General features: G+C 61.1%; 21 protein-coding genes. 16 read left to right on the forward strand and 5 right to left on the reverse strand.

Features of this window, described 5'->3' with window-relative positions; translation table 11 throughout:
- Positions 1-234 precede the first annotated feature (234 nt).
- The 6 genes from recC to CKW30_RS06095 all read left to right on the forward strand — a co-directional run bounded on the left by recC (position 235) and on the right by CKW30_RS06095 (position 11929).
- Positions 235-3687, forward strand: a complete 3453-nt coding sequence (gene recC, locus CKW30_RS06070) for an exodeoxyribonuclease V subunit gamma (RefSeq protein WP_095180320.1) — start codon at positions 235-237, stop codon at positions 3685-3687.
- Complete coding sequence (recB, locus tag CKW30_RS06075) at positions 3684-7370, forward strand: exodeoxyribonuclease V subunit beta (RefSeq protein WP_095180321.1); 3687 nt, start codon at positions 3684-3686, stop codon at positions 7368-7370. Before recC ends, recB begins: the two co-directional genes overlap by 4 nt.
- Positions 7367-9475 carry an exodeoxyribonuclease V subunit alpha gene (gene recD, locus CKW30_RS06080; protein ID WP_095180322.1) on the forward strand — a complete coding sequence of 703 codons (2109 nt, stop codon included), beginning with the start codon at positions 7367-7369 and terminating at the stop codon, positions 9473-9475. The genes recB and recD overlap by 4 nt, the downstream gene beginning before the upstream one ends.
- A 119-nt stretch (positions 9476-9594) precedes the next feature.
- Positions 9595-10164, forward strand: coding sequence for a YfiR family protein (locus CKW30_RS06085; RefSeq protein ID WP_041477864.1), 570 nt, complete (start codon positions 9595-9597; stop codon positions 10162-10164).
- Positions 10161-11429: a diguanylate cyclase domain-containing protein gene (locus tag CKW30_RS06090; RefSeq protein ID WP_095180323.1), complete on the forward strand. Its 1269-nt coding sequence runs from the start codon at positions 10161-10163 to the stop codon at positions 11427-11429. Before CKW30_RS06085 ends, CKW30_RS06090 begins: the two co-directional genes overlap by 4 nt.
- Complete coding sequence (locus CKW30_RS06095; protein WP_177434199.1) at positions 11429-11929, forward strand: OmpA family protein; 501 nt, start codon at positions 11429-11431, stop codon at positions 11927-11929. The genes CKW30_RS06090 and CKW30_RS06095 overlap by 1 nt, the downstream gene beginning before the upstream one ends.
- On the opposite strand, the gene CKW30_RS06100 is transcribed toward CKW30_RS06095, so the two are convergent.
- A complete protein-coding gene (locus CKW30_RS06100) occupies positions 11926-12873 on the reverse strand; it encodes a LysR family transcriptional regulator (protein ID WP_073473905.1) in 948 nt (315 codons plus the stop codon). The genes CKW30_RS06095 and CKW30_RS06100 overlap by 4 nt on opposite strands.
- Positions 12874-13022: 149 nt before the next feature.
- Here CKW30_RS06100 and CKW30_RS06105 point away from each other — a divergent pair, with 149 nt between their 5' ends.
- Both CKW30_RS06105 and mmsB read left to right on the forward strand, forming a co-directional pair.
- Positions 13023-14549, forward strand: a complete 1527-nt coding sequence (locus CKW30_RS06105) for a CoA-acylating methylmalonate-semialdehyde dehydrogenase (RefSeq protein ID WP_095180324.1) — start codon at positions 13023-13025, stop codon at positions 14547-14549.
- A gap of 10 nt (positions 14550-14559) precedes the next feature.
- Positions 14560-15447 (forward strand): 3-hydroxyisobutyrate dehydrogenase, encoded by an 888-nt coding sequence (gene mmsB, locus CKW30_RS06110; protein ID WP_016770578.1) that lies wholly within the window; start codon positions 14560-14562, stop codon positions 15445-15447.
- Positions 15448-15647: 200 nt separating this feature from the next.
- Here mmsB and CKW30_RS06115 read toward each other — a convergent pair whose 3' ends face one another.
- Both CKW30_RS06115 and CKW30_RS06120 read right to left on the reverse strand, forming a co-directional pair.
- Positions 15648-15998 carry a cupin domain-containing protein gene (locus CKW30_RS06115; protein ID WP_016770579.1) on the reverse strand — a complete coding sequence of 117 codons (351 nt, stop codon included), beginning with the start codon at positions 15996-15998 and terminating at the stop codon, positions 15648-15650.
- Between the two features lie 41 nt (positions 15999-16039).
- On the reverse strand, positions 16040-16978 hold the full coding sequence (locus CKW30_RS06120) for a LysR substrate-binding domain-containing protein (protein WP_095180325.1): 939 nt from the start codon (positions 16976-16978) through the stop codon (positions 16040-16042).
- Positions 16979-17210: 232 nt separating this feature from the next.
- On the opposite strand from CKW30_RS06120, the gene CKW30_RS06125 reads away from it, so the two are divergent.
- Entirely contained in the window at positions 17211-17975 is a 765-nt protein-coding gene (locus CKW30_RS06125; protein WP_095180326.1) for a sulfite exporter TauE/SafE family protein, read from the forward strand.
- Here CKW30_RS06125 and CKW30_RS06130 read toward each other — a convergent pair.
- The gene (locus CKW30_RS06130; RefSeq protein ID WP_095180327.1) at positions 17965-18279 is read right to left on the reverse strand and encodes a putative quinol monooxygenase; all 315 of its coding nucleotides are present in this window, start codon (positions 18277-18279) and stop codon (positions 17965-17967) included. The two genes, CKW30_RS06125 and CKW30_RS06130, sit on opposite strands and share 11 nt — an antisense overlap.
- Positions 18280-18460: 181 nt before the next feature.
- Between CKW30_RS06130 and CKW30_RS06135 the strand changes: the two genes are divergently transcribed.
- The 7 genes from CKW30_RS06135 to CKW30_RS06165 all read left to right on the forward strand — a co-directional run bounded on the left by CKW30_RS06135 (position 18461) and on the right by CKW30_RS06165 (position 25664).
- Positions 18461-19051, forward strand: coding sequence for an NAD(P)H-dependent oxidoreductase (locus CKW30_RS06135; RefSeq protein ID WP_095180328.1), 591 nt, complete (start codon positions 18461-18463; stop codon positions 19049-19051).
- A gap of 108 nt (positions 19052-19159) precedes the next feature.
- Positions 19160-20071, forward strand: coding sequence for a LysR family transcriptional regulator (locus CKW30_RS06140; RefSeq protein WP_095180329.1), 912 nt, complete (start codon positions 19160-19162; stop codon positions 20069-20071).
- A 103-nt stretch (positions 20072-20174) separates the two neighbouring features.
- Positions 20175-21068 carry an NAD-dependent epimerase/dehydratase family protein gene (locus tag CKW30_RS06145; protein WP_095180330.1) on the forward strand — a complete coding sequence of 298 codons (894 nt, stop codon included), beginning with the start codon at positions 20175-20177 and terminating at the stop codon, positions 21066-21068.
- Between the two features lie 365 nt (positions 21069-21433).
- On the forward strand, positions 21434-22783 hold the full coding sequence (locus CKW30_RS06150; protein ID WP_095180859.1) for a GntP family permease: 1350 nt from the start codon (positions 21434-21436) through the stop codon (positions 22781-22783).
- A gap of 16 nt (positions 22784-22799) precedes the next feature.
- Positions 22800-23660: a MurR/RpiR family transcriptional regulator gene (locus tag CKW30_RS06155; RefSeq protein ID WP_095180331.1), complete on the forward strand. Its 861-nt coding sequence runs from the start codon at positions 22800-22802 to the stop codon at positions 23658-23660.
- Position 23661: 1 nt separating this feature from the next.
- Entirely contained in the window at positions 23662-25119 is a 1458-nt protein-coding gene (locus CKW30_RS06160; protein WP_095180332.1) for an amidohydrolase family protein, read from the forward strand.
- A 176-nt stretch (positions 25120-25295) separates the two neighbouring features.
- Positions 25296-25664 (forward strand): glyoxalase superfamily protein, encoded by a 369-nt coding sequence (locus tag CKW30_RS06165; protein ID WP_016771789.1) that lies wholly within the window; start codon positions 25296-25298, stop codon positions 25662-25664.
- Between the two features lie 281 nt (positions 25665-25945).
- On the opposite strand, the gene CKW30_RS06170 is transcribed toward CKW30_RS06165, so the two are convergent.
- Positions 25946-26311: a DUF6124 family protein gene (locus CKW30_RS06170; RefSeq protein ID WP_095180333.1), complete on the reverse strand. Its 366-nt coding sequence runs from the start codon at positions 26309-26311 to the stop codon at positions 25946-25948.
- Positions 26312-26357: the final 46 nt, after the last annotated feature.

Below are 26357 nucleotides of genomic sequence, written 5' to 3' on the forward strand. Positions count from 1 at the left end.
CATCCCGAACTCAGCAGTGAAACGATGCATCGCCGATGGTAGTGTGGGGTTTCCCCATGTGAGAGTAGGTCATCGTCAAGATTAAATTCCGAAACCCCAATTGCGAAAGCAGTTGGGGTTTTGTTTTGCCTGCGAGAAAGTTCTTACAGGCTTCGCAGACCTCGTCCGGCTGTCACAGCCGGCCGACAATGCTAAGGTTCTGCCTCGGCTTTAGCGATTTTCCAAGGAATCCATATGTCGGACGCCCAGTCCCTCAACGCTGCATTCATGGTGGTTCAGAGCAACAGTCTCGATGAGCTGCGCAGTCTTGTGGTCAGCATCATGCGGCGCTACCCACTGGCACCCTTGGAAAACGAAATCGCTTTGGTGCAAAGCAACGGCATCGCCCAATGGCTCAAACTCGCATTGGCCGAAGATCCTGAAGACGATGACCTTGGCGGTTGCGGGATCGCTGCGGCGATTGACGTTCAACTACCCGGCAGTTTCATGTGGCAGCTGTATCGCATGGTATTGGGACGAGAAGAAATTCCGGCGAAATCCCTGCTCGATAAAGCTCCGCTGACCTGGCGTCTGATGCGCCTCTTGCCACAGGTAATCGATCGCCCCCATTTCGAGCCGCTGCAACGCTTCCTCACTCACGACAGCGATCTGCGCAAGCGCTATCAGTTGTCAGAGCGTCTAGCCGATCTGTTCGACCAATATCAGGTCTACCGGGCTGACTGGCTGGAAGATTGGGCTGAGGGGCGTCATCAACTGCGCAATGTGCGAGGTGAAATCAAGCCTCTGCCAGCGACCAGTTGCTGGCAGGCAGAGTTGTGGCGAGCGCTGCTGGATGACGTCGGCGAACAAGGCATGGCGCAGAGTCGTGCCGGCGTGCATCAACGTTTCATGGAGCGCATCAACATACTCGACAAGGCCCCGGCTGCGCTGCCGCCGCGCGTGATCGTCTTTGGCATTTCTTCATTGCCCGCACAAGTTCTTGAAGCGCTCGCCGGTCTGGCGCGCTTCAGTCAGGTTCTGCTTTGCGTACACAACCCCTGTCGCCATCACTGGGCCGATATCGTCGCCGACAAGGACCTGCTGCGACATCAATACAAGCGGCAACAACGCAAAAGCGGGATGCCAGTGGTCCTTGATGCCGAGACCCTGCATCAGCATGCACATCCTTTGCTGGCCGCTTGGGGCAAACAAGGTCGCGACTATATCAACCTGCTCGACAGCTACGACGATCCCAACAGCTACCGCGCAGCCTTTCGTGACGGCCGCATCGACCTGTTCAGCGAAGCCCAGCCGCACAACATGCTTAACCAGCTTCAGGATGACATTCTGGAGTTACGTCCCCTCAACGAGACACGCGAACTCTGGCCTGCGGTTGATGCAACCCAAGACCATTCAATACGTTTCCACATCGCCCACAGTGCCCAGCGCGAAGTCGAAATCCTGCACGATCAACTGCTGGCGCGTTTCAGCGCCGACCCGGCTCTACGCCCACGGGACGTGATCGTGATGGTCCCGGATATCGACAGCTATGCCCCGCATATCCGCGCGGTTTTCGGTCAGCTCGATCGATTTGACCCGCGCTTCATTCCGTTCACTTTGGCGGACCAGGGCCAGCGAGGACGTGATCCATTACTGATCGCCGTCGAGCACCTGCTCAAGCTGCCGGACAGCCGTTTCCCGGTCAGCGAGATTCTCGACCTGCTCGATGTTCCAGCTCTGCGTGCTCGCTTTGGCGTAGAGGAACGTGACCTGCCAACCCTGCACCGCTGGATCGAGGGTGCCGGCGTGCGTTGGGGCATGAGCGCGGAGCAACGGGCCGGTCTCGGATTGCCTGAGGAACTGGAGCAGAACAGCTGGCATTTCGGTCTACGCCGAATGCTGCTGGGCTACGCCGTCGGCAGTGCCGATGCATGTGCAGGTATCGAGCCTTACGACGAAATTGGTGGACTTGACGCTGCCCTGATCGGGCCATTGGTGGCGCTGCTGGATGCCTTGGAAATCGCTCATCAGCAACTCACGCAACCGGCTCAACCGAAAGAGTGGGGGCTGCGCTTGCAGGCGCTGATGCAAGTGTTCTTTCAGGCGAGCAACGAGCACGACGACTACCTGCTGACCCAGCTGGAAGAGCTTCGCGAGACCTGGCTGGAAACCTGCGAGGCGGTCGGCCTGACTGACGAACTGCCGCTGACTGTCGTGCGCGAAGCCTGGCTCGCCGGGCTCGATCAGGGCCGTTTGTCACAACGATTCCTCGCAGGTGCGGTGAATTTCTGCACCTTGATGCCGATGCGTGCCATTCCTTTCAAACTGGTATGTCTGCTGGGCATGAACGACGGCGATTATCCGCGCGCCCAGCCACCGCTGGACTTCGATCTGATGGGCAGCGATTACCGGCCTGGCGACCGCTCACGACGTGAGGACGACCGCTATCTGTTACTTGAAGCGCTGTTGTCCGCGCGCTCTCAGCTCTACATCAGTTGGGTTGGCCGCAGCATCCGTGACAACAGCGAACGACCCGCCTCGGTGCTCATCGGCCAGTTGCGCGATCACCTCGCCAGCGGCTGGCGTTCAATCGACCCTACCCAGGATCTATTGGAAGCGCTGACCGAAGAACACCCCCTGCAACCTTTCAGTGCCCGCTATTTCCACGAAGGCGAGCAACTGTTCAGCTACGCCAGCGAGTGGCAGGTGTTACATCAAGAGAAAGCGCAGCAAAGCGAAGCGCCGTTACTCGCGCCATATGTTCAAGAGGAACCGTTGACGCTGGCATTGCTGCAGGATTTTCTGCGTAATCCGGTTCGGCATTTTTTCACCCAGCGTCTCAAGGTCTATTTCGAGGCGGCGCAAGCGCCGTTGGCAGATGAAGAACCTTTCGTGCTGGACGCCCTACAGCGCTACACGCTAAGCGACAGTTTGCTGGAAGCCGCACTCAGCCAGCCGGACAATATCGATCAGGCGCTGCAAGCCCGGGCGCTGCGCCTGCAAAACAGTGGTCTGCTGCCTATGGCCGGTTTTGGCGAATGCCTACAGCGTGAACTGATCGAACCGCTGCCGGATCTTCTGCAGCGTTATCAACAGTTGCTGACGTTATGGCCGTCGCCATTGAGTAGTGCAATCCCGGTCAGTCTCGACTTGCAGGGTTTGCGGCTGGAGGGCTGGCTCGCAAACCTGCATCAACGCGCCGATGGCGGCCTGCTGTCGGTCACGACCATTCCCAATAGCATCGGCTCGATCAAAACTCGCAAGTGGCATCGGCTGACCAAATCGTGGGTTACCCATCTGGTCGCCTGCGCCAGCGAGCATGCGCTGACCACGGCATTGGTCGCCAGTGACGACACGTTGTTGCTTGAGCCAATGGAGCGAGACCGAGCGTTGCGTTTGCTCGGTGACCTGCTTCTTGCGTGGCAATCAGGCATGCGCCAGCCCTTGCCGATTGCGATAAAAACCGCGTTCGCCTGGTTGTCTCAAACTGACCCGGTCAAAGCCGAAGCCGCTGCGCGAAAAGCCTATGACGGTGACGGCCAGACCAGCAACGGCGAGCGGCGCGAAAGCCCGGCACTGCTCCGGCAATATCCCGACTTCGATGCATTGTTGGCAGACGAAACCTTCACCGGCTGGTGCGACGCGTTGTACCGCCCATTATTCGAAGCGCCGTGGCGTTCCTTGTCCAGCGAAGGTGCGCGCGCATGAGTACCAAAACACCGTTGGCTCTGGCCTTCCCGCTGCGCGGCAGTCAGTTGATCGAAGCAAGCGCCGGCACCGGTAAAACCTTTACGATTTCGGCACTTTATCTGCGGCTGATTCTCGGCCATGGCGGCGAGACAAGCGGTTTTGCACGAGAATTACTGCCGCCGCAAATCCTCGTAGTGACGTTTACCGACGCTGCTACCAAAGAGCTGCGTGAACGGATTCGGACACGCTTGGCTGAGGCCGCGCGGTTCTTCCGCGATGAAATTACTGCGCCCGACGGATTGATTGCCGAGCTGCGCGAACAGTTCGATCCGCAGCAATGGCCGGGCTGCGCCAACCGCCTCGATATCGCCGCGCAGTGGATGGACGAAGCCGCCGTCTCGACCATTCACAGCTGGTGTCAGCGCATGCTGCGCGAGCACGCGTTCGACAGCGGCAGCCTGTTCACGCAATCCCTGGAAACCGATCACAGCGATCTGCTTGGCGAAGTGTTGCGCGATTACTGGCGACTGTTCTGCTACCCGATGCAGGGCGATGCGCTGAACTGGGTGCGCAGCAATTGGGGTGGCCCTGCCGCGTTGTTGCCTCGGGTACGTGGCTTGTTTGCCAGCGAGCGTGACACCGATGAAGGCAAGGCGCCTGCGGAGCTGATCGAGGAGTGTTTGCTGGAGCGGCGAGCGGCGTTGGTCGAACTGAAAATGCCTTGGCATGACTGGGCAGACGAGCTGCTCGCGCTCTGCCATGAAGGCGTCGCCAGCAAAACCGTCGATGGCCGCAAAATGCAGGCGCGTTATTTCGAGCCCTGGTTCGAGAAACTCAAGACCTGGGCCGAAGACGAGTCGCTTGAGCAACTGGACATAGGCACCGGCTTCACCCGATTGACACCCGATGGCATGGCCGAGGCCTGGAAAGGCCAGGCTCCCAGTCATCCGGGGCTGGACGCCATGTCCGGACTCAAGTCGAGCCTGGATGCCTTGCCGACGCCCGATGCTGCTGTTCTGCAACACGCTGCCAAGTGGGTCGGCGCGCGTTTTGAAGAAGAGAAGCGCCGTCGCGCAGAAATGGGGTTCGACGACATGTTGCTGCGTCTGGATGCCGCGCTGCAATCGGAGGGCGGCGAGCGTCTGGCAACGCTGATCCGCGAGCAGTTCCCGGTCGCGCTGATCGACGAATTCCAGGACACCGACCCGGTTCAGTACCGCATCTTCGAGAGCATTTACCGCATCGAAGACAATCACCCTGACACCGGCCTGTTCCTGATCGGCGACCCCAAGCAGGCGATCTATGCCTTCCGTGGTGCCGACATCTACACCTATCTGCGCGCACGTCAGGCCACTACCGGCCGTTTGCATACACTAGGCACCAACTTCCGCTCCAGCCACGGCATGGTGACAGCGGTCAATCAAGTATTCGAACGCGCCGAGTCCCGAGAGCAGGGACGCGGCGCGTTTTTGTTTCGCGAAAGAAATGGCGAGAACCCGGTACCGTTCCTCCCGGTCGAGTCTCAGGGACGCAAGGAAACGCTGCGGATTGCCGGGCAAGACGTCGCGGCACTCAATGTCTGGCTACTGCCCAGCGATCAGCCGTTGTCCGGCGCGGTTTATCGCCAGCAAATGGCCGCCGCCTGCGCCAGTCAAATCACCGCACTGCTCAATGGCGGGCAAACCGGCAGCGCTGGTTTCTTTCAAGCAGACGACCTCAAAGGTTTACGCCCTTCGGACATCGCGATCCTCGTCCGCGACGGTAAGGAAGCCCAGGCCGTACGCGCCGAACTCGCCGCCAGAGGGGTGCGCAGTGTTTATCTCTCGGACAAGGATTCGGTGTTCGCCGCGCAAGAGGCGCACGACCTTCTGGCGTGGCTGAAGGCTTGCGCCGAGCCCGATGTCGAACGTTCGCTCAAGGCTGCGCTGGCTTGCACCACATTGAACCTGCCGCTGATCGAACTGGAGCGCCTGAACCAGGATGAAATGGTCTGGGAAGCCCGGGTCATGCAGTTCCGCGGCTATCGAGAGCTCTGGCGCAAACAGGGCGTGTTGCCGATGTTGCGCCGCCTGCTTCACGACTTCCACCTGCCGCAAACCCTGATGCAGCGCAGTGACGGCGAACGCGTGCTGACCAACCTTTTGCACCTGTCGGAGCTGATGCAGCAAGCCGCTGCTGAACTGGACGGCGAGCAAGCGCTGATCCGCCATCTGGCCGAGCTGCTGGCACTGTCCGGTCAGGCCGGTGAAGAGCAGATTCTGCGTCTGGAAAGCGACGAGCAACTGGTTAAAGTGGTGACCATCCACAAATCCAAGGGTCTGGAATATCCGCTGGTGTTCCTGCCATTCATTTGCTCGGCGAAACCGGTGGATGGCAGCCGTTTGCCGCTGCATTACCACGACGTTGCGGGCAAGGCGCAGATCAGCCTCAAGCCGACCCCCGAGTTGATCGCGCTGGCTGACGATGAGCGTCTGGCCGAAGATCTGCGTCTTCTGTATGTCGCGTTAACCCGCGCGCAGCATGCCTGTTGGCTGGGCGTCACTGATCTCAAGCGCGGCAATAACAACAGCTCGGTGCTGCACCTGTCGGCGTTGGGTTATTTGCTCGGTGGCGGTGCCGCTTTGGGCGAGTCCAGCGAATTGAACCGCTGGCTGCGGGATCTGCAGCAGGACTGCCCGGCCATCGGCATCGGCGAAATGCTTCAGCCCACTGAGGAGCATTACCAGCCGCCGCGCAATGAAGCAGTGCTACGAGCGACGCTACGGCCCAAGCGCAAAGCCAGTGAAAACTGGTGGATCGCGTCGTACAGCGCCCTGCGCATCAGCGACATAATGAGCATCGGCAGCGATGAAGCACCGGACAGTCCGCAGGCGCAAAAGCTCTTCGACGATGAGCGCCTCGACCCCGACGCACCCCGCGAAATCATCAGCGGTGGCGCCGATATCCACCGTTTTCCTCGCGGACCGAATCCCGGCACATTTTTGCATGGCTTGCTCGAATGGGCGGGCGCTGAAGGTTTTTCGGTTACCCGCGAAGCGCTGGAAGATGCAATTGCCCGGCGTTGCAACCTGCGCGGCTGGCAAGGCTGGATCACCACGCTGACTGACTGGCTGCAGCATTTGCTCAAGTCACCGTTGCCGATCGCTGGCGGGCAACCGCCGGTGGTTCTTGAGCAGTTGAAGCAATACCGCGTCGAGATGGAGTTCTGGTTTGCCAGCCACAAAGTCGACGTGCTCAAGCTCGACGAACAGGTGCGCCAGCACACCCACAATGGCGTCGCTCGTGTTGCGGCAGAACCGGTTCAGCTCAACGGCATGTTCAAGGGCTTTATCGACCTGACCTTCGAGCACGCTGGCCGTTACTACGTCGCCGATTACAAATCCAATTGGCTCGGCGTGGATGATCAGGCCTACACGGTGCAGGCGATGGAGCAGTCGATCCTCGACAACCGTTATGACCTGCAATACGTGCTGTATCTGCTGGCACTGCATCGCCAGTTGAAGGCGCGGCTGGCGGATTACGATTACGACCGTCACATCGGCGGGGCGCTGTATCTGTTTCTACGCGGTACGCGTGCGGATAGTCGCGGCGCGTACTTCGTGCGTCCGCCACGGGAATTGATCGAACGCCTCGACCGGATGTTCCAGGGCAAACCCGAACCCAAGTCCGAACCCGCCTGGGAACAGGGAGTCCTGCTATGAGCCGCACATTCGCCGATCTGCTGCCGACGCCGCTGGAAGCGGACAGCCTGTCGAAACTCTCGCCGCTGACCCGCGCCGATGATTTGCTGTTGTTGCTGAGCCGTTGGGTCGAGCGCGGCTGGCTGCGCGCGCTGGACCGCGCCTTTGTCGCTTTCCTGCATGAACTCGAGCCCGAGACCGATCCGCTGGTGTTGCTCGCGGCGGCGTTGACCAGTCACCAACTCGGCCATGGTCATGTGTGTCTGGACCTGTTTGAAACCCTCAAGGCGCCGGATTTTGCACTGTCATTGCCGCCCGAAGGCGATGTGCAGGCCGGTGTGTTGTTGCTGCCCTCGCAATTGCTCGAAACGCTCGATGGAGCTCATTGGTGCAAAGTGCTGGCAAGCAGTCCATTGGTGGCCCTGGCCGCTGACCCGAGTGAAACAGCGCAGACACGTCCGCTGGTGCTGTCCTCGAAACGCCTGTACCTGCGCCGCTACTGGACCTACGAACGCCGCATCGATGCAGCGTTGCGGCAACGCTTGATGCAGCAGGAGCCGACGCCGGATGATCTGCCGCAGCGTCTGAACGAATTGTTCGGCGGCGCGGAATCCGCAGCTGTCATCGATTGGCAAAAACTCGCCTGCGCCATCGCTACGCGCAGCGCCTTCAGCATCATCACTGGCGGCCCGGGCACCGGGAAAACCACCACGGTGGTGCGCTTGCTCGCATTGCTGCAGGCACCGGCCGTCGAGGCTGGCCATCCGCTGCGCATTCGTCTGGCGGCACCGACCGGCAAGGCCGCTGCGCGTTTGACCGAGTCGATCAGTCAGCAAGTGCAATCACTGCAAGTCGCCGAAGCGGTGCGCGCGGCGATCCCCAGCGATGTGACCACCGTGCACCGTCTGCTCGGCAGTCGACCGGGCACCCGGCATTTCCGTCACCATGCCGGCAACCGCCTGCCGCTGGATGTGCTGGTGGTCGACGAAGCTTCGATGATCGACCTGGAAATGATGGCCAACTTGCTCGACGCCATGCCGGCCCATGCGCGGCTGGTACTGTTGGGCGACAAGGATCAGTTGGCCTCGGTCGAGGCCGGTGCGGTGTTGGGCGATCTGTGCCGTGACGCCGAGGGCGGTTGGTACAGCCCGCAAACGCGACAATGGCTGGAGTCTGTCAGTGGCGAGTCGTTGCAGGGCAGCGGTTTGCATGAAGATCGCGACGGCACCCACCCGCTGGCGCAGCAAGTGGTGATGCTGCGTCACTCGCGCCGCTTCGGCGAGGGCAGCGGTATCGGTCAGCTCGCGCGCCGGGTCAATCAGCAATTGGCCGACGAGGCGCGACAGTTGCTCGCGGCCGGCGGCTACGACGACGTGTATTCGCTACCGCTCAAAGGCGAACATGATCACAAGCTCGAACGCCTGTTGCTCGAAGGTCACGGCAACGGCCCGCAAGGTTACCGCCATTACCTGAGCGTATTGCGCGATCAGCGTCCACCGTCAACGCGGCCACTTGAGCATGCGGACTGGATCGATTGGGCGCGCGAAGTCTTGCAGGCGTTCGACACGTTCCAGTTGCTGTGCGCCGTGCGCAAAGGGCCATGGGGCGTTGAAGGTCTGAACCAGCGCATCACCGCTGCATTGCTCAAGGCGCGTCTGATCGAGAGCGATCAGCAGTGGTATGAAGGTCGGCCGGTGCTGATGACACGCAACGACTATGGTCTGGGCCTGATGAACGGTGACATCGGTATCGCCCTGAAACTGCCCGAGCGTGAAGGCGCAGAAATCGGCAAAACGGTTCTGCGCGTGGCCTTCCCGCGTAACGATGGTCAGGGCGGCGTGCGCTTCGTGTTGCCGAGTCGACTCAATGATGTCGAAACCGTGTACGCCATGACGGTGCACAAGTCCCAGGGTTCGGAGTTCGCCCACACGGCGCTGATCCTGCCGGATGCGTTGAACCCCGTGCTGACCAAAGAACTGATCTACACCGGAATCACTCGCGCCCGGCACTGGTTCACCTTGATCGAGCCGCGTGCCGGCGTGTTTGAAGAGGCGGTGCTGCGCAAGGTCAAGCGTCTGAGCGGGCTGATGCTGGAACTGGAAGAGGGCACCGAGCCTCCGGTATGAAGCGCTGAATGACCGACAACGAGTACTGACCAACCGGTCAGAGGCAGGCGCCTCGCTGGTGTCCTGGCGCTGTGCTATCGTTGCGGCATCATTTCGTTACGCTCCAAGAGAATCCCTCCATGAAGGTGGCCGTCTGGGCGACACAGCGTGTGGTGGCCTGCCAGCACGCATTGCTGATCGTTTTGCTCTGGTTGTTCACGGGCAGCGCCATCGCCCAAGCGCAAACCGGGCCGGCCGAGCAACGGGCCAAAGCGGTCACACAAGTGGTTCTTGGCATCCTCAGTTATGCACGCTGGCCGGTGGAACCAGCGCAATTGCGTCTGTGCATCGTCGGCCCCACCGAATACACCGATGACCTGGTCAAAGGCACCACCCAAGCCACGGGGCGACCGGTGGCTGTGCGGCGCCTGCTGGCAGACAACCCGGCCATCGTCAGCGAATGCGATGCGGTGTACATCGGCAAGCTGACCGCCGACGAACGCAGTCGCCTGTTCGCATCGTTGATCGGGCATCCAGTGCTGAGCATCAGTGAAGCCGACGATCAATGCACCGTCGGCAGTCTGTTCTGCCTGCGCGTCGGCGATGAACAAGTGTCGTTCGAGGTCAATCTCGACTCCGTGGCTCGCAGTGGTGTGCGCATTCACCCCAGCGTGTTGCAGTTGTCCCGTCGCAAAGCGGCGGCGCCATGAAGCTGTTCAGTTGGAAGGCTCGCCCGACCCTGGGCTCGGTCATTGGCCGTGGGCATTTGATTGTCGCGCTGGTGGCGGTAGCGATGGCCAGTGTTTCGCTGACCTTGCTGGGCGTGCTCGCGCTGCGGGTGTATGCCGATCACAACCTGCATTTGATCGCCCGTTCGATCAGCTACACCGTCGAAGCGGCCGTCGTGTTCAATGACAAAGCGGCGGCAACCGAGGCGCTGGCGATCATCGCCGCCACCGAGGAAGTAGCGGATGCCCGAGTGCTCGACGCGCAAGGCCAATTGATTGCGCAATGGCAGCGCGTCGAGACCGGCTTGTTCTCCGAGCTGGAAATGCAGATCACCCGCGCTCTTCTGGAAAAACCGGTCAGCCTGCCGATCGAGCATCAGGACCGCGAAATCGGTCGCGTCCTGCTCATCGGTCACGGCGGCAGCCTGATGCGCTTCCTGCTCAGCGGCCTGGCCGGGATTGTGCTCTGCACCGCGATCAGCGCCTGGGTCGCGCTCTATCTGGCGCGGCGGCAGCTGCGCGCAATCATTGGCCCATTGCACAGCCTCGCCTCCGTCGCCCACGCCGCGCGCAGTGAGCGAGCGCTGGATCGGCGCGTGCCGCCGGCGCAAATCGCTGAACTGGATAATCTGGGCAATGACTTCAATGCCTTGCTCGGCGAACTCGAGTCGTGGCAAACCCATCTGCAAAACGAAAACGAAACTCTCGCTCACCAAGCGACCCACGACAGCCTCACCGGTTTGCCCAACCGCGCGTTTTTCGAAGGCCGCTTGATGCGCGCCTTGCGCAACGGCAAAAAACACGATGAGCGGGTCGCCGTGCTGTTTCTCGACAGCGACCGCTTCAAAGGCATCAACGATAACTTCGGCCACGCCTCGGGCGACGCAGTGCTGGTGGCCATCGCCAATCGCGTGCGAGCGCAATTGCGCGAGGATGATCTGGTCGCGCGGCTGGGTGGCGACGAGTTCGCCGTGCTGCTTGCGCCACTGCACACGGTCGAAGACGCTGAGCACATCGCTGACAAGATTCTCGCCAGCATGGACATGCCGATCACCCTGCCCGGCGACAGCAGTGTGATGACCTCGCTGAGTATCGGCATCGCCGTCTACCCCGATCATGGCGCTACGCCTGGGACTTTACTCAACGCAGCCGACGCGGCGATGTACCAGGCCAAGCGCCTGTCGCGTGGCGCGCAATTCACCGCCGGGTCGGAGCGCCCGGTCGATTCCGTTCATACCAGGAGCTGATGTCCGTGTTCACTCTTCCCGTTCGACTTTTTTCCGCATTGCTGATGATTACCGCGCTGACCCTGAGCGGTTGCCAGACCGCCCCGCAGAAAGGCCTGACACCGGCGCAGGTCGCCGTGCTCAAACAGCAGGGTTTCGAGTTGACCGACGACGGCTGGGAATTCGGCCTGTCGGGCAAAGTGCTTTTTGGCAGCGACGTTGAAAGCCTGAACGCAGCCAGCACGGAAATCGTCGAACGCATCGGCAAGGCGTTGCTCGGCGTGGGAATCGAGCGGGTGCGCGTCGATGGCCACACCGATGCGTCGGGCAAGGAAACCTACAATCAGCAACTGTCGCTGCGCCGGGCCAAGAGCGTCGGCAACGTCCTCGGCACGGTCGGCATGAAGCAGGAAAACATCCAGCTGCAAGGCCTGGGCAGCAGCGAACCGGTGGCTTCCAACGACACCGCAGCGGGGCGCACGGAAAATCGCCGGGTGTCGATTGTGGTCAGCGCCGACTAATCGGCAAAGCGCATCTCCCGCGTTTCACCCATCAACAACGCCTGATTGCGTTCAGTCACCTCACGGATGTAATCCCACAACAACGTAATCCGCTTCAGCTTCCTCAGATCCTCCCGGCAGTACATCCAGAACTGCCGGGTGATGTTGATTTCTTCCGGCAGCACCGGCAGCAATCGCGGGTCTTGTGCGGCGAGAAAGCACGGCAGGATCGCCAGCGAGCGCCCCTGCTGTGCGGCGACGTATTGCGCGATCACGCTGGTGCTGCGCAAGTTTGCGCTGGCGCCGGGCAGCACGTTGGCCAGGTAGAGCAGCTCCGAGCTGAACGCCAGATCATCCACATAACTGATGAATTGATGCTTGCTCAAATCGGCCGGGCGGCGGATCGGTGGGTGTTTGTCCAGATAGTCCTGGGTTGCGTACAGCTGCAAACGGTAGTCGCAGAGTTTGCAGCAGACGTACGGCCCGTGCTCCGGCCGCTCGAGGGCAATGACGATGTCGGCCTCGCGCTTGGACAGGCTGATGAAGTGCGGCAGCGGCAGGATGTCCACCGAGATCGCCGGGTAGGCGTCGACGAAATGGCTCAGTTGCGGGGTGATGAAAAAACTGCCGAAGCCTTCGGTGCAGCCCATGCGCACGTGCCCGGAGAGGGCCACGCCCGAGCCCGAAACCTGCTCGCAAGCCATGTGCAATGTGCTTTCGATCGACTCGGCATAACCGAGCAAGCGCTGGCCTTCAGTGGTCAGGACGAAGCCGCTGGTGCGGGATTTCTCGAACAGTAATGTGCCGAGCGCAGCTTCCAGCGAACTGATCCGTCGCGACACCGTGGTGTAGTCCACGGCCAGGCGTTTGGCGGCGGTGCTGGCCTTGCGGGTGCGGGCGACTTCAAGGAAAAACTTCAGGTCGTCCCAGTTCAGCGAGCCTAGCGAGGTGATGTTTTTTTGCATGATGGTCGGGCTTATATGTGCGTTCTTATTAGAAGTTTGCACATCTATACTCCAAAAACAGTCCGACAACCAATTCGCGACACACGCCTCATCTCAAGGCGAACCTTTCGCCTTGGCTCCTACGATAAAAACAAGTTCTGGAGACCAGCATGAACGCATCGCTTACGCCCAACGACACCACGCTGCAAAAGGTCAAACTGCTGATCGACGGCGAGTGGGTCGAGTCGCAGACCACCGAGTGGCACGACATCGTCAACCCGGCCACCCAGCAAGTGCTGGCCAAGGTTCCGTTCGCCACCGCCGCTGAGGTCGATGCCGCTGTCAGCGCCGCCCAGCGCGCGTTCCAGACCTGGAAATTGACCCCGATCGGCGCGCGGATGCGCATCATGCTCAAGTTGCAAGCGCTGATCCGCGAGCACTCCAAGCGCATCGCCGTCGTCCTGAGCGCCGAACAGGGCAAGACCATTGCTGACGCCGAGGGCGATATTTTCCGTGGCCTGGAAGTGGTCGAGCACGCGTGCTCGATCGGCACCCTGCAAATGGGCGAGTTCGCCGAGAACGTGGCTGGCGGCGTCGACACTTACACCCTGCGCCAGCCGATCGGCGTCTGCGCCGGCATCACGCCGTTCAACTTCCCGGCGATGATTCCGCTGTGGATGTTCCCGATGGCGATCGCCTGCGGCAACACCTTCGTGCTCAAGCCTTCGGAACAGGACCCGCTGTCGACCATGCTGCTGGTGGAACTGGCCATTGAGGCTGGCGTTCCGGCGGGCGTGCTCACCGTCGTGCACGGCGGCAAGGATGTGGTCGATGGTCTGTGCACGCACAAGGACATCAAAGCCGTGTCGTTCGTCGGTTCGACCGCTGTCGGCACCCACGTTTATGACCTGGCCGGCAAACACGGCAAGCGCGTGCAGTCGATGATGGGCGCAAAAAACCACGCCGTGGTGCTGCCGGACGCCAATCGCGAGCAAGCGCTGAATGCTTTGGTCGGTGCCGGTTTCGGTGCCGCCGGGCAACGCTGCATGGCCACGTCGGTGGTGGTGCTGGTCGGTGCCGCAAAACAGTGGCTGCCAGACCTGAAAGCGCTGGCGCAGAAACTCAAGGTCAACGCCGGCAGCGAGCCGGGTACCGATGTCGGCCCGGTGATTTCGAAAAAAGCCAAGGCGCGGATCCTCGAACTGATCGAAAGCGGCATCAAGGAAGGCGCCAAGCTTGAACTCGATGGTCGTGACATCAGCGTGCCGGGTTATGAACAAGGCAATTTTGTCGGCCCGACCCTGTTCTCCGGTGTGACCACCGACATGCAGATTTACACCCAGGAAATCTTCGGCCCGGTGCTGGTGGTGCTGGAAGTCGACACCCTCGACCAGGCGATTGCGCTGGTCAACGCCAATCCTTTCGGCAACGGCACTGGCCTGTTCACCCAGAGCGGTGCGGCGGCGCGTAAATTCCAGACGGAAATCGACGTCGGTCAGGTCGGCATCAACATTCCGATTCCGGTGCCGGTACCGTTCTTCAGCTTCACCGGTTCGCGCGGTTCGAAACTCGGCGACCTCGGCCCGTACGGCAAGCAAGTGGTGCAGTTCTACACGCAGACCAAAACGGTCACGGCGCGCTGGTTCGACGACGACAGCGTCAACGACGGCGTGAACACCACCATCAACCTGCGCTGAGGATTCGATCATGAAAATCGCATTTATCGGGCTGGGCAACATGGGCGCGCCGATGGCGCGCAACCTGATCAAGGCCGGCCACTCGTTGAACCTGGTCGACCTGAACAAAACCGTGCTGGCGGAACTCGAGCAACTGGGCGGCACCATCCGCGCTTCGGCCCGCGAGGCGGCGGAAGATGCCGAACTGGTGATCACCATGCTCCCGGCCGCGGTGCATGTGCGCAGTGTCTGGCTGGGTGAAGAGGGCGTGCTCGCCGGCATTCGCCAAGGCGTGCCGGCGGTGGATTGCAGCACCATCGATCCGCAGACTGCCCGCGACGTAGCGGCGGCCGCCGCCAAACACGGCGTGGCCATGGCCGATGCGCCGGTCTCCGGCGGTACTGGCGGTGCGACGGCCGGAACGCTGACCTTCATGGTCGGCGCTACCCCGGAACTGTTCGCCACCCTGCAACCGGTGCTGGCGCAGATGGGCCGCAACATTGTGCATTGCGGTGAAGTCGGCACCGGCCAGATCGCCAAGATCTGCAACAACCTGCTGCTGGCAATCTCGATGGTCGGCGTCAGTGAAGCGATGGCGTTGGGCGATGCGCTGGGGATCGACACCGGTGTGCTGGCCGGAATCATCAACAGCTCGACCGGCCGTTGCTGGAGTTCGGAGATGTACAACCCGTGGCCGGGCATCGTCGAAACGGCGCCGGCCTCGCGCGGTTATACCGGTGGTTTCGGCGCGGAACTCATGCTGAAGGATCTTGGGCTGGCGACTGAAGCGGCGCGGCAGGCGCACCAGCCGGTGGTGCTCGGCGCGGTGGCGCAGCAGTTGTATCAGGCGATGAGCCAGCGCGGTGACGGTGGGAAAGACTTCTCGGCGATCATCAACAGCTATCGCAAGCCGCAGTAACGCGATCAGCCCTTTGTGGCGAGGGGATTTATCCCCGTTGGGTTGCGCAGCAGCCCCCTGGAGTGTGTCAGGTAAACCGAGTGCTCAGGGTTTGCGACTGCTGCGCAGTCGAGCGGGGATAAATCCCCTCGCCACAGGTTTTAGCAACGCCGGGATATTTGCCGGGAAATCACGTCGGGTGATTTCCCGGCTTTTTTGCATCATGCGAAGACGAAGTATTTGCGCACGGTCTCGACCACTTCCCACGTGCCCTTCATGCCCGGCTCAACGACGAAGATATCGCCGGCGCGCAGGTGGATCGGCGCCATGCCGTCCGGGGTGATCACGCAGTAGCCTTCCTGGAAATGGCAGTACTCCCATTTCACATAATCGACGCGCCACTTGCCCGGTGTGCAGATCCAGGTGCCCATGATCTTGCTGCCGTCTTCGCTGGTGTAGGCGTTGAGGTTGACGGTGTGCGGGTCGCCTTCGAGTTTTTCCCATTTGCAGGCGTCGAGCACTGGCAGCGGGTGGGTGTCGCGCAGAACGGTGATAGGGGCGGTCGCGGTCATGGGGACTCCGGGCAGGTGGACTTGAGAATTGAAGTCGCACCCTATAGCGGCCGGTCGCCGCTCAGTTGTCTGGGGTCGACATCGGAGTGCTCAGAAACGCGCGCAGCAATAAGTGCTTGTAACAGCGCTTGGGCATAACCCGGCAGCGCGGCGAAGTCTTTCGCGCAGAGCAATAACGCGCGGCGCGCCCACGGCTCATTCAGGGTCACGCACTGGAACCGTTTGAGCGCCGTACGTTCGACAGCGGCCAAGGGCACGATGGCCAGTCCCGCTCCTCGGGCGACCATACGCATCGCGCCATCAAAGCCATCGGCGCGAATGCGCACCTGCATCCGTGCGCCGCTGTGCAGCGCCTGTTCTTCCAGATAAATCGCCAGTGCGCTGTCGGCGCTGAGTCCGACAAAGTCGTGCTGCAACGCGTCGCTGAAACTGACCGCGGCGGCGTCGGACAACGGGTGATCGAGCGGCAGAATCAGCACCAGCGGATCATCACGAAACGCCTGGGTCTGCAGGCCGTTGGTGTCGACCGCGTCGGAGACGATGCCCAAGTCCGCTGCGCCTTCACGCAAGGCATGGGTAATTCGCGCACTGGGCAGTTCCTGTAGATCGATGTCGAGATTGGGATGGCTGCGCAAAAAGTCCGCGAGCACTTCTGGCAGGTACTCGGTGATCGCCGTGGTGTTGCACAACAGCCGCACCTGGCCTTTGACGCCTTGCGCGTAATCGGCCAGATCCTGCTGCATGCGTTCGGCCTGTTGCAAAAGGATACGCGCGTGGCGAGCGAGGGCTTCACCGGCCGGCGTCGGGGTGACGCCGCGCCGACCACGTTCGAGGAATTCGGCGCCCAGCGAGGCTTCCATCGCGCGGATTCGGGCGCTGGCGGCGGCGAGGGACAAGTGGCTGCGGGCGGCGCCGGCGGTGATGTTGCCGGTGTCGATGATATGCAGGTAGAGGCGCAGGTCGGTGAGGTCGAAGTGCATGGGGTTTGCCTCTGATTTTTATGGTGTCTGGGCTGGCCCTTTCGCTGGCAAGCCAGCTCCCACAGGTTTCTTGTTGATCTCTAAATGGATGAACAACCGAGATTCTGTGGGAGCTGGCTTGCCAGCGATGAGGCCAGATGCATCACTGCAAAGATCAGCCTCTTGCAAAGGAAGAGGCTGCCTAAGTATATGGCAGATTTTCCCCCAGCCCGGATCAGTGCACATTACCCCAATGCACACACTGACCGACTTCTACCAAACCCTCGGCCTGACCCTGTCCCTACTGGTCATCGCCACCTTCCTCCTCGCCGGCACGGTCAAAGGCGTGATCGGCCTCGGCCTGCCCACTGTCGCGATGGGCCTGCTCGGTCTGGCTATGGCGCCGGCGCAGGCAGCCGCTTTGTTGATCGTCCCCGCGACCCTGACCAACCTCTGGCAACTGGCCTTCGGCGGTCATCTGCAAGGATTGATCAAACGCCTCTGGCCCATGCTGCTGATGATCTTCCTCGGCACCGGCATCGGCACCCTCTGGCTCGACATGTCCAGCGGACATTGGGTAGTGCGCGGACTTGGCGCGGCGCTGTTGCTGTATGCATTGAGCGGATTGTTCTTGCCCACGCTACACGTCAAATCCGCGCATGAATCGTGGCTCGGTCCGCTGTGTGGTCTGATCACCGGCGTAATCACCTCAGCCACCGGCGTCTTCGTGATTCCGGCGGTGCCGTACCTGCAAGCGTTGGGGCTGAGCCGCGATGAGCTGGTGCAGGCGCTCGGTCTGTCCTTCACGGTTTCGACCCTGGCGCTGGCGCTCGGGCTGTTCTGGCACGACGCACTCGGCGGTGGCGAATTGAGCGCCTCGCTGCTGGCGCTGATCCCGGCCATGCTTGGCATGTGGCTCGGTCAGTGGCTGCGTCAGCGCATCAGTGCGGTGCTGTTCAAGCGGGTGTTCTTTATCGGACTGGGCGCGCTCGGCGCCCATTTGCTGATCAGCGGCTAGCCGACGATTCGCTGAGCATGTCGATCGCGCGGATATCGAAATCGCGCTCCAGATAGTCCATGCGCCTGGCGAAAAACGCTTTCATGTGCGGCAACGCCGAGTGCACATCCAGATGCGCCTGGCTGGCCCAGATCTCGTAGAAGATAAACAGCGTCGGATCTTCCTTGTCGCGCAGCATGTGGTACTCGATGCAGCCCGGTTCGGCGCGGCTCGGCTCGACGTAAGCGCGGAACAGCGCTTCGAACTCGGCGGCTTTTTCCGGGTGGGTCTTGGCGTGCAGGATAAAACCCTGGCGTTCACTCATCACAACTTCCTCAAAAGCAGAAAGCGGCGATGCTACGGCAACAATTGGCGATCGATTCGTGCGTTTTGATCAAATGTATTTTGCGTCGATGTGGCTGTTTTCGCGCGAGATCGATGGTTAATCTGCGGCCATTCCAATTCTTGATTCAATCCAGCCTCAAAGGCTGCGCCGAGGTTTTCCGATGAAGAAAGTGCTGTTGCTCAATGGCGGTAAAAAATTCGCCCATTCCGATGGCCGCTATAACACCACACTGCACGAAACCGCGCTGAGCGTGCTGGATCGCGGCGGTGTCGACGTCAAGACCACGTTTATCGACGAGGGCTATGACGTTGCCGAAGAAGTGGCGAAATTCCTCTGGGCCGACGTGATCATTTATCAGATGCCGGGCTGGTGGATGGGCGCGCCGTGGACGGTGAAAAAGTACCTCGACGAAGTCTTCACCGAAGGTCACGGCAGCCTCTACGCCAGCGACGGCCGCACCCGTTCCGATGCCTCGCAGAAGTACGGCAGTGGCGGTCTGATTCAGGGCAAGCAATACATGCTGTCGCTGACCTGGAACGCGCCGCAGCAAGCCTTCGATGACCCGACGGATTTCTTCGAAGCCAAAGGCGTGGACGCGGTGTACTTCCCGTTCCACAAGGCCAACGAGTTTCTGGGCATGACCGCGCTGCCGACCTTCCTCTGCGTCGACGTAATGAAGCGTCCGAATATCGAAAACGATGTGGCGCGTTATGAGCAGCATCTGACTGAGGTGTTTGGCCTCAAGGCTTGAGGCTTTCAGGCTAATATCGGGGTCACAGCAAAAGATCGCAGCCTTCGGCAGCTCCTGCAGAGGGCATGGCGATTGGTTGCGATCTTGGCGATTCCAAAGAGGACACCCGTGAAAGCCAGATCCGATGAGTTGCAGATTTTCGTCTGCGTGATCGAGTGCGGTTCGATTTCCGCCGCCGCCGAGCAGGTCGGCCAGACGCCGTCGGCCGTCAGTCGCACGCTGTCGAAGCTCGAAGCCAAGCTCGACACCACGCTGATCAACCGCACCACGCGACGCATGGACCTGACCGAGGAGGGCAAGTATTTCTTCGAACAGGCCAAGCTGATTCTCGATCAGATGGATCAACTCGAAGAGCGTCTGTCTTCGCGCCAGCAAACTCCCTCCGGACGCCTGCGCATCAACGCCGCCTCGCCGTTCATGCTCCACGCCATCGTTCCCTACATCGACGAATTTCGGCAGCTCTATCCGGACATTCAGCTCGAACTCAACAGCAACGACCTGATCATTGACCTGCTGGAACAAAGCACCGACGTCGCCATCCGCATCGGCACCCTCGCCGACTCGACGCTGCATGCGCGTTCGCTCGGTTGCAGTCCGTTGATGATCGTCGCCAGCCCCGCCTATTTGAAAAAGCACGGCGCGCCACGCCAAGTGGCGGATTTGAGCGAACACACGTTGCTCGGCTTCACCCAGAACGAAGGCCTCAACCAGTGGCCGCTGCGCTATGTGCACGGCGACCGTTGGCCGATCACCCCGGCAATCAGCGCCTCCAGTGGTGAGACCGTGCGCCATTTGGCACTGGAAGGGCAGGGCATTGCCTGTCTGTCGCATTTCATGACCATCGACGACATCCGCGCCGGACGCCTGAAAGTCCTGCTCGGCGAATTCAACAGCGGCTACCGCCAGCCGATCAACGCCGTGTACTACCGCAACTCGCAACTGGCGTTGCGCATCCAGTGCTTCCTCGACTTTATCCAGGGCAAACTCGCCGCCTACGCCAGCGCCGAATTCAAAGACTGATTCGTGATCCCTGCGCAAGAGTGAATTGGCCGAGGGCGGGTTTTTCGCCGGGTTTCATCGGCCGATACTCGCTGCATCACTTATTCACGCAGGGAGTTTCTCCATGAACGTATTTGTCACCGGCGCGGCCGGTTTTATCGGTGGGTCCATCGCAACCGGTCTGGTGCAGGCCGGGCACAACGTCACCGGCCTGGTGCGCAGCGCGGAGCAGGCTGATGAGCTGAAAGCATTAGGCATGAACGCGGTAATCGGCACCCTCGATGACAGCCAATTGCTGGCGCAACAGGCGCGTGCCGCCGATGCGGTGATCAACGCTGCCAGTAGCGATCATCGCGGTGCGGTTGAAGCGTTGCTCGACGCTTTGCGCGGTTCTAATAAAGTCTTTCTGCACACCAGCGGTTCGAGCATCGTTGGCGATGCCTCCGGCGGCAAATCCAGCGATGTCATTTATTACGAAGACCACCTGCCGCAACCGACTGTCGATAAGGCCGATCGCGTAGCCATCGACAACCTGGTGCTCGCGGCGGCGAAGGATGGAGTGAACTCGGCGGTGATCTGCAACACCTTGATTTACGGCCACAGCCTGGGCGTCAAACGCGACAGCGTGCAATTGCCGCGACTGCTCAAGCAGGCGCGCAAGAGCGGCGTTGTGCGCCACGTTGGCAGCGGCCAGAACATCTGGTCCAACGTGCACATCGAAGACGTCGTCGCCTTGTATCGGCTGGCGCTGACCAGGAATGTGCCGGGCACTTTCTACTTCGTTGAAAGCGGTGAAGCCTCGTTCATCGACATGACCACCGCCATGGCCGAAGCCCTCGATCTGGGCAAACCGCAAGACTGGCCATTGCCTGACGCCGAAGCCGAATGGGGCTACGAAATGGCCAACTACGGCCTCGGTTCCAACAGCCGCGTACGCGGCAAACACGCCCGCGAACTGCTGGGCTGGACGCCGAAGCGCACGTCGGTGGTTGAATGGATTCGTAACGAAATGGTGTGAGTCCAGCGCGCACCGAGTGAAGCCATTCGCGAGCAGGCTCGCTCCCACAGGTGACCGCGTTCTGTCTGAAAAAATGTAATTCCTGTGGGAGCTGGCTTGCCAGCGATAGCGGTGGATCAGTCGCCACCCATGTTGAACGTGGCGCCGTCATCGCTGGCAAGCCAGCTCCCACAGGGACTTTGTGGTGGCCAGGAAGCCATGAAAATCCCGCCCTCCGATTTTCATTAATCACGACACGCCATACCCATCAGCGACACACCTTGTCTCTCCACGAAAATTACTTTCATGCGGTTTGAAATCTCGATCTCGAAATGATTTATGAGTTTCACAACCCATTCGAACGTGACCCTTTCGAGGAGTACCGCATGACGCCTTCCTTCGGCTATTGGCTGCTGGTCTACGCCGCTGTGGCCATCATCGCGCTGATCGTGTTGATCGCCCGTTACCGGCTCAATCCGTTCATTGTCATCACCCTGATTTCCCTGGGCCTGGCGCTGGTGGCCGGGATGCCGCCGTCGGCGGTGGTCGGTGCGTATGAGGCGGGCGTCGGCAAGACGCTGGGGCATATTGCGCTGGTGGTGGCGTTGGGGACGATGCTCGGCAAGATGATGGCCGAGTCCGGCGGTGCCGAGCAGATGGCGCGCACGCTGATCGACAGATTCGGTGAGAGGAACGCGCACTGGGCGATGGTCTGCATCGCGTTTCTGGTCGGTCTGCCGCTGTTCTTCGAAGTCGGTTTCGTCCTGCTGGTGCCAATCGCCTTCACCGTGGCGCGCCGGGTTGGCGTGTCGATTCTGATGGTCGGTCTGCCGATGGTTGCCGGGCTCTCGGTGGTGCATGCGCTGGTGCCGCCGCACCCGGCGGCGATGCTCGCGGTGCAGGCCTATCAGGCGTCGGTCGGGCAGACCTTGTTGTACGCGATCGCGATCGGCATTCCGACCGCGATCATCGCCGGCCCGCTGTACGCGAAATTCATCGTGCCGCGCATTCAATTGCCGGCGGACAACCCGTTGGAAAAGCAATTTCTCGAGCGCGAGCCGCGCGACAGATTGCCGGGTTTCGGCATCACCATGGCAACCATTCTGCTGCCGGTGGTGCTGATGCTGATCGGCGGCTGGGCCAATCTGATTTCCACTCCCGGCAGTGCGTTCAACCAGTTCCTGCTGTTCATCGGCAATTCGGTGATCGCGCTGTTGCTGGCGACTTTGCTGAGCTTCTGGACGCTAGGGATTGCTCAGGGTTTCAACCGCGAATCGATCCTCAAGTTCACCAACGAATGCCTCGCGCCCACCGCCAGCATCACCTTGCTGGTCGGCGCGGGTGGCGGCTTGAACCGGATTCTGGTGGATGCCGGCGTTACCGATCAGATCGTCGGCCTCGCTCACGAATTTCATCTGTCGCCGCTGATCATGGGCTGGTTGTTCGCTGCGCTGATGCGCGTTGCCACTGGCTCGGCCACCGTGGCGATGACCACCGCATCAGGCGTTGTCGCGCCGGTGGCCATCGGTCTGGGTTATCCACACCCTGAGCTTTTGGTGCTGGCGACCGGCGCGGGCTCGGTTATCTTTTCCCACGTCAACGACGGCGGCTTCTGGTTGATCAAGGAATACTTCAACATGACGGTCGCGCAGACGTTCAAGACCTGGACCGTGCTTGAGACGTTGATTTCGCTGGTCGCTTTCGCGCTGACCGTCGGCCTTTCCTACCTGCTGTAACCGGAGCCCGCCGCCCATGGATATCCTCTACCAGATCCGCGCCCGCCAGGATTCCTTCAGTGCCGGCGAGGGGCGCATTGCGCGGTTGATGCTCGACGATGTCGGCTTTGCCGCCAGCGCCAGCCTCGAAGACCTCGCACAACGCGCCGAGGTCAGCACCGCTACGCTGTCGCGCTTTGCCCGCACGGTCGGCTGCCGCGACCTGCGTGATCTGCGCCTGCAACTGGCCCAGGCCAGCGGCGTTGGCAGCCGTTTTCTGGACCCGGCGGGCACGCCCGAGCAGTCGGCGTTCTACGGGCAGATTGTCGGCGACATCGAAACCACGCTGCGCCAGCATCTGGCCGGTTTCGATGAATCGCGCTTCGCCGACGCAGTGAAATTGCTCAGCCAGGCGCGGATGATTCACGCGTTCGGCATGGGCGGTTGCTCGACCCTGTGCAGCGATGAATTGCAGGTGCGTCTGGTGCGCCTCGGTTACCCGATCGCGGTGTGCCACGACGCGGTGATGATGCGCGTCACCGCCGCCAGTTTGAACGCCGAGCAAGTGCTGATCGCCTGCTCGCTGACCGGCATCACCCCGGAGCTTTTGGAAGCCGTGGAGCTGGCGCGCAACTACGGCGCGCGCATCCTCGCCATCACTCGCGGCGATTCACCACTGGCGGAACTGGCCGACGTCGTGCTGCCGCTGCAAGGCGCGGAAACCTCGTTCATCTACAAACCGACGGCGGCGCGCTACGGCATGCTGTTGGCCATCGACGTGCTCGCCACCGAGCTAGCGTTGGCCAGTCCTGAAGACAATCAAGAACGTCTGCGGCGAATCAAACTCGCCCTCGACGAATACCGTGGCGGCGACGATCGCCTGCCGCTGGGAGACTGACATGCAGTACGACACCCTGATCCGCAACGCGCTGGTCATCGACGGCAGCAACACGCCGGGCTACCGCGCAGACGTGGCGATTCTCAATGGCCGCATCGAGCGCATCGGCGATCTGCCTGACGCCCGCGCCAGCGAAGAAATCGACGCCGCCGGCCGGGTGCTGGCGCCGGGTTTCATCGACGTGCACACCCACGACGACACGGTGGTCATTCGCCAACCCGAGATGCTGCCCAAGCTCAGCCAAGGCGTGACCACGGTGATTGTCGGCAATTGCGGCATCAGCGCTTCGCCGGTCACCTTGAAGGGCAATCCACCCGATCCGATGAACCTGCTCGGCAGCGCAGCGGCGTTCGTCTACCCGCGTTTCAGCGACTACCGCGCTGCCGTCGAAGCGGCCAACACCACGTTGAACGTTGCTGCACTGGTCGGCCACACCGCGCTGCGCAGCAATCACCTCGACGACTTGTTCCGCACTGCAACGCCCGACGAAATCACCGCCATGCGCGTGCAGTTGCGTGACAGCCTCGAGGCCGGCGCGTTGGGCTTATCCACAGGTCTGGCCTACGCCAGCGCCTTCAACGCGTCCACCGATGAAGTCATGCAACTGACCGAAGAACTGACGGCGTTCGGCGCGGTGTACACCACCCATCTGCGCAGCGAATTCGCCCCGGTGCTGGAGGCGATGGACGAAGCGTTTCAGATCGGCCGCCACGCGCAGTCACCGGTGATCATTTCCCACCTCAAATGCGCCGGCGTCGGTAACTGGGGGCGCAGTCCGCAATTGCTCGAAGCTCTGGAAGAGGCAGCGAAAACCCATCCGGTCGGCTGCGATTGCTATCCCTATGCGGCGAGTTCCTCGACCCTGGATTTGAAGCAAGTCACCGACGCCCACCGCATCACCATTACCTGGTCGACGCCGCATCCGGAAGTCAGCGGGCGCGACCTGATCGACATTGCTGGCGAATGGAAACTGTCGCTGGAAGAAACCGCGAAACGTCTGCAACCGGCGGGCGCGGTGTATTACGGCATGGACGAGGCCGATGTCAGAAGAATCCTCGCTCATCCGCTTTCGATGGTCGGCTCCGACGGACTGCCCGAAGACCCGTTCCCGCATCCGCGCCTGTGGGGCGCTTTCCCACGGGTGCTGGGCCACTTCAGTCGCGACGTCGGCCTGTTTCCGCTGCACACCGCCGTGCACAAAATGACCGGCCTGTCGGCGGCGCGTTTTGGCTTGCAGGAAAGAGGCGAGATTCGTGAAGGACATTGGGCGGATCTGGTGTTGTTTGATCCGCAAACCGTGCGTGACGTGGCCGATTTCAACGATCCGCAGCGGGCGGCGCAGGGGATTGACGGGGTTTGGGTCAACGGCGTGTTGAGTTATCGCGACGGGCAGGCGAATGGCAGCAGGGCAGGGCGGTTTCTGGCTCGCGAAGGTAATTTGCGCGAAGGATTTTATTGATGATGATGGCGCCAAAAGATCGCAGCCTTCGGCAGCTCCTACAGGAGATCGAAGGCTGCGATCTTTTGATCCATGTCTCATAGTGGCACTGTGCAATTAAAGAAAGCCATCCACAAGCCGATTTGCTGACATCCTCCCCGTCTACACTGTGGGGCCAATCAGTCAGGGAGCACCCCATGAGCTTCGGCAAAACCACCCCGATCCTGCGGATCTTCGATGAGGCCAAGGCTGTCGAGTTCTACGTCGATTTTCTCGGTTTCAAGATCGACTGGCAGCATCGCTTCGAAGCGAATTTTCCGCTGTATCTGCAGGTGTCGCGGGGCGAGTGTGTGCTGCATCTGTCCGAGCATCACGGCGATGCGTGCCCGGGTTCGGCGCTGCGTATCGAAACCGATGAGCTGGAGGCGTTTCAGCAGCAGCTGATGGCCAAGGATTACAAGTTCTCGCATCCGCAGATTCAGGCGATGCCTTGGGGGAGTCAGGACATGACCATTGCCGATCCGTTTGGCAATCGGTTGGTGTTTACCAATGCGATCAGTCTTTGAGCTTGGCGCCCAAGATCAAAAGCCCCTCACCCTAGCCCTCTCCCGGGGGGAGAGGGGACCGATTGCGGGATGCTCGGGAGTTACGCCGACCTGAATGTGCTGTGCTGAATCCATAATCGAATTGAATGCATGGCATCGAATCCACAATCGACTCGGTCTTTCAGGTCGAAGGACAACGCAAGACAACCGGGTCGGCCCCCTCTTCCTCTGGGAGAGGGCTGGGGTGAGGGCAACCCCTGACACCCCACAAAACCAGCCCACACCAAATCCCCCAAAAACCCTCAATCAGTCGGCACCAACCGATCCAGCACCCGATTCACCGCCATCTCCGCGACCATCACAATCTGCGCAATGCCCTGCAACGTCTTGCGCTGCGAGCCGTTCACCAGCCCCGCCTGATCGTTGAGCATCACCGTCGCCGACCCCAGGGTTTCGCAGGCATCGGCCAGCAGCGATTCGTTGTCGGCCTCGGGATTGGCCATGTACAGCGTGTTGGATTTGTAGGGCGGGGCCATGAACTCAGCGCTGGACGGGCCGAGGTAATGGTCGAGGGCGCGGTCGGCGGCTTCGTGGAATTTCTTCGAGTCGGCGGATTCGTAGGGGGATGCCGAGTCGGTGGGGGGCGGGTTTGGGGTTACTTTGAACATGAATGCTTGCCTCTTATGAAGCTGCATCCGTTTCGCCGCTAAGCAA

The organism is Pseudomonas sp. Irchel 3F6 (genome assembly GCF_900187595.1).
Lineage (GTDB): Bacteria > Pseudomonadota > Gammaproteobacteria > Pseudomonadales > Pseudomonadaceae > Aquipseudomonas > Aquipseudomonas siliginis.